Raw genomic sequence first — 12,022 nt, 5'->3', positions numbered from 1 at the left:
TTTTAAATCATTCAACAGAAAATGCTTGGTTTATTTTACGGGTTGAAGCCCCCCGCTCCGCCAATCTTTACAACTGCACCGTTCTTGGGCCGCCAGCGTCTGCGCCAAAGGCTGTTCTGGCACGGGTTTTGGTCCGCCATCTTGGCCGGCTGCGCCTTCAGTTGGGCGGGTGGGGCCTGGGCCCAGCCCACCACGGCCTACCCCAGCCGAGCGGTCAAATGGATTGTGCCGTTTGCCGCCGGGGGCTCGGGCGACACGATTGCCCGTTTGTTGGCAGAACGGATGACCCATGCGCTGGGCCAACCGGTGCTGATCGACAACCGCGGTGGCAATGGCTCGGTGCTCGGCACTGAAATAGCGGCCAAGGCAGCCGCTGACGGCCACACCTGGGTGCTGAGCAACGGCGCGGCCATCACCACCGGGCCTTTGATGGGGCAAGCCACCAGCTACAAGCCCTTGGAGGATTTTGTTCACATCACGCTGATTGGCAGCTTCACCAATGCCTTGATCGTGCGCCAAGACCACCCAGCCAAAAACCTGCAAGATTTTTTGGCTTTGGCACGCAGCCAGCCGGGTAAATTGAGCTATGGCTCAGCTGGGGTGGGGTCTGCGGGTTTTTTGACCGGTGAAATGCTCAAACAATTGGCCCAGGTCGACATGGTCCACATCCCCTACAAAGGTTCGGGCCCGGCGCTCAATGATTTGCTGAGTGGGCAAACCGATGCCATGTTCAATGCCTTGATCACTTCGGCCCCGCACATCCGCAGTGGCCGGGTGCGGGCCTTGGCCATCACGGCGGCAGCCCGCGATGCCGAGTTCAGCCAAGTTCCCACCCTGTCAGAGGCGGTGCCCGGCGCAGTGGGTGACGCTTGGTTTGGCCTGTCGGTGCCGGCCAAGACACCCCCAGCGGTGGTGGAGCGATTGCAACTGGAAATGGACAAACTGCTCAAAAGCCCCGATGTCAAAGCCCGTCTGACCGAATTGGGCATGCTCACCCAAAACCTGGGGCCGCGTGGATTTCAGGCGTTTTTACAAGCGGAAAACAAAAAATGGGGCCCCATCATCCGATCTGCCCACATCAAAATCGAATAGGGCCGGTCTACCCCTTTCCTGAGGCCACAGCAGCGAGCGCACGCTGACCACCCGCCTGGCTCAGGTGGTGGTCGACTCAATCAATGGCGGCCGATTCGCGCAAACCAGTGATCATCGAGGTGTTGAGCAAATGGGCCTTGTGCAACACGGGGTCGTCGGCCTTGCGCTGCAACTCCACCAATGCGGCGCGGCGCTTGTCCATGTCGCGCTCTTGCATGCGGGCGCGGTTGCGACCGGACTGCTCCAGCACATGGGCGATGGCAATCGGGCGGCGCTGTCGCTCATAACGTTGCAAGGCATCGATGGACCCACCTTGCCAAATGTCGCGCAGTTTTTCGCTCAGGTTGAAAGCATCATGGATGCCCCCATTCATGCCCATGCCGCCGCTGGGGCTGTTGAGGTGGGCGGCGTCACCGACCAACACCACCCGGCCCACCACATATTGCTGCACCACCCGCTGGTGGATGCGGTAGGGGCGCACCTCCAGCACCGGGTGGTCCAGGGTGCCCGGGGCAATGCGCAGCAGTTTTTCGCGCACCGCTGGCATGCCCACCGCCTCTTCCATGCTTTGCCCTTCATCGGGGTACAGGCTGACGCGCCACAGGTGCTTGAGCCGCAGCAGGCTGAAGGTGCCCTGCTCGCTCCAGCAATAGTTGATGTAGGCCAGTTGGGGCAAGTGATCGTGAAACGGAAAGTGCGTGGTCGCCAAGATGGTGGTCTCAGGAAAGGTATGGCCTTCAAAAGACAAATCCAGCTGTTTGCGCACCTGGCTGCGCCCGCCATCGGCCCCCACCAAAAAAGCGCCACGCACAAGCGCCTGTTCGCCAGCCGGTGTGCGGTAAATCACATCGACATGGCCTTGGGCTTGGCTGAACGACACCAGCGGGTGATTCATCAACACCTGCACATGGGGCAAGTCGCGCGCAATTTGCGCCATCAACAACTCTGACAAACGCCACTGTTCACACTGCAAGCGATAGGGGTGGGCTGTTTCGTCTTTGAGGACCGACACATCAAATTGGGCAAACTCGCCCGTGGCGTGCATGCGCACCTGCCAGGTCGGGGCAACCAGGCCTTGCTCGATCAAGCCGGGCGTGATGCCGTATTCGTCCAACATGTCCAAGGTGGGTGGGTGAAAGGTCGAAGCGCGCAAATCGCGGTTGATGTCGGCATCGGACTCGAGCACCACACAAGGAATGCCCCAGTGGCCCAGGCGCAAAGCCAGCACCAAGCCCACAGGGCCTGCGCCCGCGATGATGATGGGTGGGGATGAAGCAGATGTCATAAAAAACTTTGGTGTGTTGAACAGAATGACGCCAGACCAGGCCCCAACTCAGCCGGCTGGCAGCAAACCCATGGCCTGGGCACGATGGGACCACCCATCACCACGCAGCCATGGGTCCAAGTTTTGATGCTGGGGCTGAACCAGGGATGTGGCGCGCCACATCAGCGCCAACATGCTCGACAACACCGGCGGTCCATCGCCTTGCCCCATCTCGATGATGGCCTGCAAGCTGGGCATGCCGGTACCCAGCATCAACACCGCATCAGCCCCAGAACCACGCAAAGCCTGAACGGTTTGGGCCGCCGCATCGGTGCCGGTGGTGTAGATGGCGTGAAAGCCCTGGGACGAAGTAGCCACGTTTTGCACCAGCTTCACCTCAAAACCATGCGACTGCCAGTAAGCGACGCTGGCCTGGGTCAGCGCACTGGGATAAGGAGAGGCCAGGGCCAAGCGCTGTGCACCCAGTTGTTGCAAGGCCTGCACCACCGCCATCCCAGCGGTCACCACCGGGATGCCCAAGCGTTGTGACCAATCTTCCACCCAAGCCTGTTCGGCGGGGCGCCCCATCAAATACGACGAGCCGGTACAGGCCAGGGCCAACACCGACAACGGGGCATTGGCAAACTGTGTGAGGGTGGGCGCCAAATCGCCAAAGTAATCGCGCAAGCGCTGCATCAAATCCGGATCGGCACTCACCAAGCGGCCATTGATCAGTGACATCCCCGCAGGCAACAAAGCCCAGGCTTCGGGTTCCACGGTGGTGTTGGCCTGAGGTGTCAACAGACCGATCAAGCCCTGGGGGGCATAGGCAATGGGCATGGTGGGATGGGAATCAGAGGGTCACGCGATGGGTGCCTATCCTAACCAAGATCGGTCGCAGCCCTGACCCGCTGGACCTCGATCGTGAAGGCTACTGAAGCGAAGATAAAAACTGCTTCAGTTCTGCGCTGTGGGGTTGGGTGAACAGCTGCTCCGGCGGGCCCTGTTCATGCACCCGGCCTTGGTGCATGAAGATCACCCGGTCGCTGACCTTGCGCGCAAAATTCATCTCATGCGTGACCATCAGCAACGTCATGCCGTCGCGGGCCAGCGACTCCACCACCGCCAACACCTCACCCACCAACTCCGGGTCCAGCGCCGATGTGATTTCATCGCACAACAAAATACCCGGCTCCATGGCCAAGGCCCGGGCAATGGCCACGCGCTGCTGCTGGCCGCCAGAGAGTTGGTCGGGGAAGGCGTCGAACTTTTCTGCCAATCCCACGCGCGTCAGCAACTTTTCGGTCATGGACCGCCTTTGCGGTTCGGGCGACTTTTTCACCAAGCCAGGCGCGAGCATGATGTTTTGGCCCACGCTCAAATGGGGAAACAAATTGAACGACTGAAAAATCATGCCCACCTGCTGACGCAAAGCGCGCATGGCTTGCGGGTTGTCGTAAACCAAGGCTTGGCCATTGACCTGCAACGCACCCTGCTGAAAGGTTTCCAGGCCATTGATGCACCTGAGCAGCGTGCTTTTGCCCGACCCACTTTTGCCGATGATGGCAATGACTTCGCCCGGGCGCACGTCCAGGTCGATGCCCTTGAGCACCTCGTTGTCGCCAAACGACTTGCGCAAGCCCTGGATGTGGATCGCGGCTTGGGGTTCAGTGGCTGTGGGCATGGAATCGACCTTCCAGTGTGCGGGCGTACCGGCTGATGGGATAGCAAAGGGCAAAGTAAAGCAAGCCCACCAGGCTGTAAACCAAGAAGGGCTTGAAAGTTGCATTGGTGATCATCGTGCCTGCTTTGGTCAGTTCAACAAAGCCAATCACCGATGCCAAGGCCGTGCCTTTGACCACTTGCACCAAAAAGCCCACGGTTGGGGGGATGGCCACGCGCGCTGCCTGGGGCAAGATGATGTGGCGCAACTGCTCGCCAAAATTCAATGCCAGGCTTTTGGCGGCCTCCCATTGACCCTGCGGAATGGACTTCACACAACCATGCCAAATTTCAGTCAAAAAGGCACTGCTGTACAGCGTCAAAGCCACGGCGGCCGATGTCCAGGCCGAGGTGTCCCAACCCAGCAGGGCCAGGCCAAAGTACGCCAAAAACAATTGCATCAACAGGGGCGTGCCTTGAAACAATTGCACATAGGCAAGCACCGCTCTTTGTAGCCACACCGATGGCGTGGTTCGCGCCACGAGCAAGGCCAAACCCACCAATCCGCCCCCCACAAAGGCGATGAGAGAAAGAACCACGGTCCAGCGCGCAGCCAGCAGCAGGTTGCGCAATATGTCCCACACAGAAAACTCAACCACGCCGCCCCCCGAACAACCAGCGCTGCCCCAGCCAATTGAGGCTGGCACGGGTGGCCATGGACAACAGCAAATACAACACCGTGGCCACGATGAAGGCTTCAAACGCCCTGAAGTTACGACTCTGGATCAAATTGGCGGCATAGCTCAACTCTTCCGTGGAGATTTGCCCGCACACGGCCGAACCCAGCATGACGATGATGATTTGGCTCACCAATGCAGGCCACACCCGTTGCAAGGCTGGCGGCAACACCACATGGGCAAAGGTTTGCGTGCGGCTGAGCGCCAGACTCAGTGCGGCTTCGACTTGGCCTCGGGGTGTGGCTTGAATGCCAGCACGCACAATCTCAGCCGAATAAGCGCCCAGGTTGACCACCATGGCAATGACCGAAGCCCATTCGGCCGACAAACGAACCCCTGCCATGGGCAAACCAAAAAAAATAAAAAACAGCTGCACGATGAAGGGGGTGTTGCGAATCAACTCCACATACACCCCCACCGCTGGCTTGAGCCAAGCGGGGCCTTGGGTTCTCACCCAGGCGCAGACAATGCCCAGCAACAAACCGAAGGCGGCCGAAACCGCCGTCAAGCCCGAGGTCCACGCCACGCCTTTGGCCAGCAAGGGCCATTCGACCGCAATGGCCGCAAAGTCAAATGCGATGGACATGAACCGGGCCGGGCTCAGTCAGGCAACTGGCCAGCGCTGCGACCCAGCCACTTTTGTGCCATCTTGTCGATGTCGCCCGCTTTTTTGGCGTCCGCAATGATGGCATTCACCCGGGTGCGCAATGCATCCTCACCTTTGGCCACGCCAATGAAGTTGGGGCTGTCTTTGAGCAACAGCTTGTACTCGGCATTGAGTTGGGGATTCTTTTGAATCATGTTGCCCGCCACCGATGCGCCCGTGGCCAGCATTTGTGTCTGGCCAGATGCAAACGCCGACACCGTGGCATTGTTGTCTTCAAAGCGCTTGATGTCGGTACCCGCAGGCGCGACCTTGCCCAACTCCTGGTCTTCGATGGCTCCGCGCGTCACGGCCACCGTTTTACCCTTGAGGTCATCGAAATTTTTCACGCTCAGGCTTTTGGCGCCATAAATGGCCTGAAAAAAGGGTGAATAAGCCGAAGTGAAATCAATCACTTTCTCGCGCTCAGGATTTTTACCCAATGTGGAGATGACCAGGTCGGCCTTTTTGGTTTGCAAATACGCAATGCGGTTGGCACTGGTGACCACCACCAACTCGACCTTGACACCCATCTTGGCGCCGATGTAGTTGGCCATGTCGATGTCGAGTCCCTGCGGCTGTAAATCGGTGCCGACAAAACCATAGGGCGGGAAATCGGTGGGGATGGCAATTTTGATCAGCTTGATTTTTTGGATGTTGTCCAGGGCCGACTGCGCATGGCTGGGCCCAGCAAAGGGTAGGCACATGGCGCCCAGAGCGGCTGTGATCAAAATGCGTTTATTGAGGTTCATGGGTTTGCTCCAGGTTGGATTGAAGTCAATGTCATCGCGAATAGCGTGCCATCAAAGGGGCACGCTCGAACAACTTTAATGCATCATAGTTGTGCAATTTTGCTGACAGAACCCGGAAAATCCCGATGTTGGTGCGGATTTGCACCAAGTGTGTACATCAAGCCCGGATGGGCATTCGCAGCCCGTGCGACACTGCCGCCACGACCAAATGAGGATGAATGATGAGCATGTTTCACAACCGAGTGGCTTGGATCCATGGGGCCGCAGGTGCCGTGGGTTTGGCCTGTGCCCACAGCTTGGTCGAGGCTGGCGCCACGGTGGTTTTGTCGGGGCGCGACCCCGCCAAGCTGCTAGCGGCGTTGGGCCAAGTCAAGGGTGCAGCGCACGCGGTGTGCGTGGACATCAGCGACCGCGCTGCGGTGTTCGCGGCGGCCGATGCCATTGAACGCGACCATGGCCACATCGACATCTTGGTCAACTCGGCGGGCGTCAACCCGCGTCAGCGCCATTGGAAGGACTTGTCTTATGAAGACTGGCAAAACTCCGTGGACGTCAACCTCACCGGTTTGTTCAACACCTGCCAGGCCAGTTTGCGCGGCATGCGCGAGCGCCGCGATGGGGTGATCATCAACATCGCCTCATGGGCGGGGCACTATGCAGCGTATTTCGCGGGTCCGGCGTATTCGTCCACCAAGCGGGCGGTGTTGGCGCTGACCGAAACCATCAACATGGAAGAGTGCATCCACGGCATCCGCGCAACGGCCATATCGCCGGCGGGCATCGACACACCCCTGCTGGACAAGCGCCCCGTGCCACCCACACCGGCCATGCGCACCACCTTGCTCAAACCCGCCGATGTGGCCCACATGGTCACCCATGTGGCGGGCCTGCCGGCGCATGTGTGCATCAACGACATCTTGATGAGCCCGCGCATGAACCTGCCCTACCTGGGCGAGTTGGAAACGGCCAAGCGGCCTGCGATGTAAAGGACTGTTGCTGCATGGCGCAGGAACTCTTGCCGTCAGCGGGGCGCATCAGGTATACCTTGCTGGTGCGCCATCAGGCTGATCGGTTTTGTGAGGATTAGGCCAACTCCCGCGCCATGTCCTTGCGGCGGTCTGCCAGCCCCACTGTCATGACAGCCACCGCCAGCACAGCACCCAACACATTGGCATAAACGACCCAGCCAGCCATTCCGAGGGGCAGAAGCAATAGCGCACCGCAGCTGATGGAGGCGGCGCGCAACCAGCCACCCATGAGGCGCAGCCCGTAGCCGACCATGCCCGCAGAGACAAACCACACGCCGACGATGGCCATCGTGATGCTGAATGCGGTCTCTACCCAAGAGCTGCTTTGCAGCAGCAGGCTGGGCGAAAACACAAAGATGAAGGGCACGATGTAGGCGGTCCAGGAAAAGCGCATGGAGATCCAACCGGTGCGCATGGGGTCGGCCCCGGCCAGATTGGCGGCAAAGAAGGCCGCAATGGCCACCGGCGGCGTGACGAAGGACATCATGCCCAGATACAAAATGAACATGTGCGCGGCCATGGGCGAGACGCCCACTTCCACAAAGGCCGGCACAAAGAGCACCGCCAGCAGCACATACACGCCCAGTGTGGGCATGCCCATGCCCAGCACGATGCACAACACCCCCGAGATGAACAGCAGCAAGAACACATTGCCCTGGCCCAACTCGACCAAGTAGAGCGTCAGTGCAAAGCCCAGGCCGGTGATTTGCAAAATGCCCATGATGAAGCCAGCCGCGGCAGAAATCATGATGATGTCGGCCGACGACACGCCGGTGCGCACCACACATTGCCACAATTCGCTCAGCGACAAGCGGTCTGCACCATAGCCAAATGCAAAGCCGATCAACATCACCGCCAAAGAGGCGAAGATGGCGGCGTTTTCAGGCTCTCGGTTTTCCCAGAACAGGGCATAGACCAGCACCACAAAGGGCAGCATAAATAGCCAGCCTTTGGCCAAGACCTGGAGCATCTTTGGGATGTCTTTGGCCGGCACCCGCAGGATGTTGCCCTTGGCCGCCTCTAGGTCGGCCTGTATGAACAGCGCGATGTAGTACAGCAAAGAAGGCACGAGCGCCGCAATGGCTACCTCGGCGTAGCTGATTTGCAGAAAGTCGGCCATCAAAAAGGCCACTGCGCCCATAACCGGCGGCATCATCTGCCCACCATTGGATGCGGTCGCCTCGACCGCTGCGGCCTGCTCGGGCTTGAAGCCCGAGCGCTTCATCATCGGAATCGTGACCACGCCCGTGGCCAGGATATTGGACACCACAATGCCGTTGATGGAGCCAAAGAGCGAGGAAGCCAAGATGGAAATCTTGGCCGCACCGCCTCGAAAGCGGCCCATCAGACCGATAGAAATATCGTTGAAGAAATTGGCGCCGCCAGACGAAGCCAGCAGCTGCCCAAAGAACACAAAGGGGATGACCACCGTCACCCCAATCAACAGCACCAAGCCGAACAGCCCGCTCGAGTCCAGGCCCAGGTAGACCAGCAGCCCGCTCAGATTGACCTCGCGGGTCTGCAGCGCCCCGCCAACCTTGTGTCCGGCCAGGGCGTAAGCAAAAAACACCAGCACCACGATCACCAGCGCCCAGCCCGAGGCGCGGCGCAGGCCCTCGATCACCAGCACAAACAGCAGCGAGCAGCACACCACCACGTCCAGCGGTGAATTGAAAAATTCACCGAGCATGCGCGGGTAGTGCCAACTCAGGTAGACGCCCAGGGCCACTGACCCAAGGGAGAGAACCCAGTCGTACCAGGGGGCCGAGGCGCGCGTGGGGCCGCTGCTGCTGATCAAGGGCTTGATCAAAAAGATGATGCCCATGGCCAAGCCCAGCACCACCGCCAGGAACTGTTCGGCCAGGAAATTCCAGCCCACCATCCGATACAGATCAGCCCCCCAGGCGATGCCGCCCAGGCCGATCAATGCGCCCATCACAGTGGTGGCGCCCGACATAGCGGTCCCCGAAGGGGGTTGAAGGTCTTCTTCGCCCGGCATGGCCATGGGATTCTCCTGTTTTGATGTTATTTTGGTGGGTGGAGTTTGACGGTCACTTGACCGGCCAGATGCCGACTTCTTTGTAGTAGCGGATCGCGCCCGGGTGGTAGGTCACGCCCGGCTGTTGCAAGGCCAGTTGGGCCGGATCCATCGCCATGAATGAGGGATGGGTGGCGACCAGGTCGGCCTTGTTCTGGTGCAGGGCTTTGACGACTTTGTAGACCGACTCCTCATCGGCGTCGGCGCTGGTGCCCACCGTCATCGCATACTGCATGAGGTTGGTCGTGCCAATCACCCCATTGAGCGGGGGAGCAGGCGTTTGTGAGGCAACGGTGTACTCCGGCCGGATGGCGGCCATGGCAGCCTTGGCCTTGTCGCTGCCGTCCAGGCTCAGAAAGCGGATGCCCACAGCGGAATCCACCTCGGCCATTTTGGGGGCACCAATGGCAAACAGGGTGGCGTCCAAGCGGCCGGCCTTGAAGTCGTCGGCGGCGCGCAGCAAGTTGGCGGTGGGCACACCATCAACGTCTTTGAGTGACAGCCCGGCCGTGGCCAGCATGCCATTGGCCAGCGCAATGCCCTGCGGAAAGCCTTGCCAGCCGGTCGGAAAACGCTTGCCTTTGAGGTCAGCCACTGAGTTGATGTTGGAGTCCTTGCGCACCAAGATGCCTACCTTGAACGGAAACACCACGGCGGCCAGGCGCAGCTTGTCCATCGGCTTGCCTTGGTGCTCGTCCTTGCCACGCACCGCAATGCCCAGCTCGTCGTTGGACATGAAGGTGAAAGCCGCTTGACCGGCCTGCACCGCGCCCATAGAGGCATGGGGCGAATTGAAGGTCACCACCCGCATCTGCATGTCCGTGGCTTTTTGCACGACCTTGGCAATGGCCTGGGTCTGCACATTGTTGACCGAGCCCGGTGGCAGGGTGGAAATGCTGACCGTCTGCGCACTGAGTGTGCCTGCAGCCCACAGGCCTGCGACCAAGCCGGCTGTGCGAAGAAGAAGTGTTTTCACGTTAGTTGCCTCCAGTTGTTCCGCTTGCGCGGGGGTTGATACACATATCAGATGATGCGCCAGATGCGAATGTCCATGCCCGATGTGAGTTGCGCGGCCAGCATCAAGTCGGTTTGCCTTGGGCCAGATGGCGTGCTTGATCAAAGGCGGCGGTGATCGCCGCATGGCGTCGATCCAGCCAGTGCTGCGTGTCGGGGTGGGTGAAGATGTACAGCTCGTTGGCCTCAATGGCGTGAATAACCCGCTGGCCCACATCGTCGGGCGCCATGCTTCCTTTGAGCAATTCGCCCATGAAATGATTCTGCGCTCGCACGGTGGCCCCGCCCAAGCGCTCAGGGCGGCTGCGCTCGGACAGGTGGATGCGGGTGTCGACCGCGGCCGGTGCCAAGATGGACACACCGATCGACGTGCCCTGCAATTCGTTGTGCAGGCCCTCAGAGAGGGCCACGACCGCATATTTGGTCATTGAATAGGCGCCGGTCAGGAAATTCGGATTCACCTGGAAGCCGCCGATCGAAGCGGTGTTGACCACATGCGCCGGCCGCTGGGCCGCAAGCATGCGCGGGATGACGGCCTGGATGCCGTGAATGACACCCATGATGTTGACGTCAATCACCCACTGCCAGTCGGCTGCTGATATTTCGTGCAAGGGCACACCATGCAGTGCAATGCCCGCGTTGTTGCAAGCAATGGCGATCGGGCCAAAAGCGCCCTCGAGCGCCACCATGGCTTGCTCGACCGAGTCGCGGTCTGACACATCAACACCCAAAGTCAGGGCGCTGCCACCGGCCGCTTGAATCAATCTGGACGTTTCCGCCGCATCGTCTTCGCGGATGTCGCAAACCCCGACCCGCACGCCGCGCTCGGCCAAGGCCAGCGCGATGCCGCGCCCGATGCCCGAACCAGCACCACTGACATAAGCGCACATCCCTGATTGGATTTTCAAGTGAAGCTCCTGCTGTGGATTTTCACTGCCAGCTCTTTGGCGCTGGTCAAGCCGTGAATCGTCAAAGACCCGTGCAGGCTGCGCAGGCGCAGCAGTCTGTCCACTGGCCAGAAGTCACCATGGATGAAGACAAACGCATCGAACCGCTGCGTGCAAGCACACCGAATAGCCTGCAACAATGAGGCATGGCGACAACAAAAAAGGCGACAACCCCTGACAGCGACAGCAATGGTGCTGTCGACATTGCTTACCGGCACATCCGTGGTGCCATCATCCGAGGCGAACTGGCTTCGGGTGAAATTTTGCTCGAAGCGCGCTTGGCCGAGCGGATTGGCGTCAGCCGCACGCCTGTGCGTGAAGCGCTGTCGCGGTTGGCCAGCGAGGGGCTGATCACGCTCGGTCGCTACCGGCGCGCTCAGGTGGCCAGCTTTTCCATGGCCGATGTGGCCGAGGTGTTTCGGCTGCGCGGCAAGCTTGAGGGCCATGCCGCACGGCGTGCCTGCCGGCGCATCTCCGACGAGGACATCGCGCGCCTCGAAGCTATCGAGGACGAAATGGAGGCGGCCTTCGCCAAGCTGGGCTGGCACCGTCACCTGCCGCACTTTGACGAGCTCAACAATGCGTTTCACGGCATCATCGCCCGCGCTGCCGACAGCCCGCGCCTGGAGAAGATCCTCGCCTCGTCGCTGGAGTTGCCCGCCTCGATCTTCAATTTCTACAAAGAAGCGCTTGATGAACGCACTGCGCGCACGCACCGTCAACATCGGGAAATCATTGCGGCGCTGAAGGCGCGCAACCCCGACTGGGTGGAGGCAGCGATGAGCGCTCATCTGTTTTCGATCCTCAATGAACCGTCGCCTGATCCGGATTGAGCATCAAACATG

At 60.1% G+C, this 12,022-nt stretch carries 12 protein-coding genes; 3 read left to right on the top strand and 9 right to left on the bottom strand.

The window, feature by feature from the left end; translation table 11 throughout:
- Positions 1-84 precede the first annotated feature (84 nt).
- A complete protein-coding gene (locus AC8GFZ_RS11370; protein WP_506644996.1) occupies positions 85-1,092 on the top strand; it encodes a Bug family tripartite tricarboxylate transporter substrate binding protein in 1,008 nt (335 codons plus the stop codon).
- A gap of 76 nt (positions 1,093-1,168) precedes the next feature.
- Here AC8GFZ_RS11370 and AC8GFZ_RS11365 read toward each other — a convergent pair whose 3' ends face one another.
- From AC8GFZ_RS11365 to AC8GFZ_RS11340, 6 genes are all read right to left on the bottom strand, one after another.
- Positions 1,169-2,377, bottom strand: a complete 1,209-nt coding sequence (locus tag AC8GFZ_RS11365; protein ID WP_506644995.1) for an FAD-dependent oxidoreductase — start codon at positions 2,375-2,377, stop codon at positions 1,169-1,171.
- A gap of 48 nt (positions 2,378-2,425) precedes the next feature.
- Positions 2,426-3,196, bottom strand: a complete 771-nt coding sequence (locus AC8GFZ_RS11360) for a maleate cis-trans isomerase family protein (protein WP_506644994.1) — start codon at positions 3,194-3,196, stop codon at positions 2,426-2,428.
- 91 nt (positions 3,197-3,287) lie between these two features.
- Complete coding sequence (locus AC8GFZ_RS11355; RefSeq protein WP_506644993.1) at positions 3,288-4,040, bottom strand: amino acid ABC transporter ATP-binding protein; 753 nt, start codon at positions 4,038-4,040, stop codon at positions 3,288-3,290.
- A complete protein-coding gene (locus tag AC8GFZ_RS11350) occupies positions 4,024-4,677 on the bottom strand; it encodes an amino acid ABC transporter permease (protein ID WP_506644992.1) in 654 nt (217 codons plus the stop codon). The genes AC8GFZ_RS11355 and AC8GFZ_RS11350 overlap by 17 nt, the downstream gene beginning before the upstream one ends.
- On the bottom strand, positions 4,670-5,341 hold the full coding sequence (locus tag AC8GFZ_RS11345; RefSeq protein ID WP_506644991.1) for an amino acid ABC transporter permease: 672 nt from the start codon (positions 5,339-5,341) through the stop codon (positions 4,670-4,672). Before AC8GFZ_RS11345 ends, AC8GFZ_RS11350 begins: the two co-directional genes overlap by 8 nt.
- 14 nt (positions 5,342-5,355) lie before the next feature.
- On the bottom strand, positions 5,356-6,150 hold the full coding sequence (locus AC8GFZ_RS11340) for a transporter substrate-binding domain-containing protein (RefSeq protein WP_506644990.1): 795 nt from the start codon (positions 6,148-6,150) through the stop codon (positions 5,356-5,358).
- 221 nt (positions 6,151-6,371) lie between these two features.
- Between AC8GFZ_RS11340 and AC8GFZ_RS11335 the strand changes: the two genes are divergently transcribed.
- Positions 6,372-7,136, top strand: coding sequence for an SDR family oxidoreductase (locus AC8GFZ_RS11335; RefSeq protein ID WP_506644989.1), 765 nt, complete (start codon positions 6,372-6,374; stop codon positions 7,134-7,136).
- 97 nt (positions 7,137-7,233) lie between these two features.
- Here the strand turns inward: AC8GFZ_RS11335 and AC8GFZ_RS11330 are convergent, their stop codons facing one another.
- The 3 genes from AC8GFZ_RS11330 to AC8GFZ_RS11320 all read right to left on the bottom strand — a co-directional run bounded on the left by AC8GFZ_RS11330 (position 7,234) and on the right by AC8GFZ_RS11320 (position 11,138).
- The gene (locus tag AC8GFZ_RS11330) at positions 7,234-9,183 is read right to left on the bottom strand and encodes a TRAP transporter permease (protein WP_506644988.1); all 1,950 of its coding nucleotides are present in this window, start codon (positions 9,181-9,183) and stop codon (positions 7,234-7,236) included.
- 46 nt (positions 9,184-9,229) lie between these two features.
- On the bottom strand, positions 9,230-10,192 hold the full coding sequence (locus AC8GFZ_RS11325) for a TAXI family TRAP transporter solute-binding subunit (RefSeq protein ID WP_506644987.1): 963 nt from the start codon (positions 10,190-10,192) through the stop codon (positions 9,230-9,232).
- Positions 10,193-10,295: 103 nt separating this feature from the next.
- Complete coding sequence (locus tag AC8GFZ_RS11320) at positions 10,296-11,138, bottom strand: SDR family NAD(P)-dependent oxidoreductase (RefSeq protein ID WP_506644986.1); 843 nt, start codon at positions 11,136-11,138, stop codon at positions 10,296-10,298.
- Positions 11,139-11,323: 185 nt separating this feature from the next.
- Here AC8GFZ_RS11320 and AC8GFZ_RS11315 point away from each other — a divergent pair, with 185 nt between their 5' ends.
- Positions 11,324-12,010 (top strand): GntR family transcriptional regulator, encoded by a 687-nt coding sequence (locus AC8GFZ_RS11315; RefSeq protein ID WP_506644985.1) that lies wholly within the window; start codon positions 11,324-11,326, stop codon positions 12,008-12,010.
- The last annotated feature ends 12 nt before the right edge of the window (positions 12,011-12,022 follow it).

The organism is Limnohabitans rimovensis (SeqCode), assembly GCF_965234775.1.
Classification (GTDB): Bacteria; Pseudomonadota; Gammaproteobacteria; order Burkholderiales; family Burkholderiaceae_C; genus Limnohabitans; species Limnohabitans rimovensis.
Note: the sequence above shows the minus strand (reverse complement) of the source record. Positions and strands in the feature narration are given on the sequence as shown.

What these genes read in the sequence shown, in the direction of transcription:
- AC8GFZ_RS11365 (WP_506644995.1), bottom strand. Translation starts at nt 2,377, where the DNA reads ATGACATCTGCTTCATCCCCACCCATCATCATCGCGGGCGCAGGCCCT.
- AC8GFZ_RS11360 (WP_506644994.1), bottom strand. Translation starts at nt 3,196, where the DNA reads ATGCCCATTGCCTATGCCCCCCAGGGCTTGATCGGTCTGTTGACACCT.
- AC8GFZ_RS11355 (WP_506644993.1), bottom strand. Translation starts at nt 4,040, where the DNA reads ATGCCCACAGCCACTGAACCCCAAGCCGCGATCCACATCCAGGGCTTG.
- AC8GFZ_RS11345 (WP_506644991.1), bottom strand. Translation starts at nt 5,341, where the DNA reads ATGTCCATCGCATTTGACTTTGCGGCCATTGCGGTCGAATGGCCCTTG.
- AC8GFZ_RS11340 (WP_506644990.1), bottom strand. Translation starts at nt 6,150, where the DNA reads ATGAACCTCAATAAACGCATTTTGATCACAGCCGCTCTGGGCGCCATG.
- AC8GFZ_RS11335 (WP_506644989.1), top strand. Translation starts at nt 6,372, where the DNA reads ATGAGCATGTTTCACAACCGAGTGGCTTGGATCCATGGGGCCGCAGGT.
- AC8GFZ_RS11330 (WP_506644988.1), bottom strand. Translation starts at nt 9,183, where the DNA reads ATGGCCATGCCGGGCGAAGAAGACCTTCAACCCCCTTCGGGGACCGCT.
- AC8GFZ_RS11315 (WP_506644985.1), top strand. Translation starts at nt 11,324, where the DNA reads ATGGCGACAACAAAAAAGGCGACAACCCCTGACAGCGACAGCAATGGT.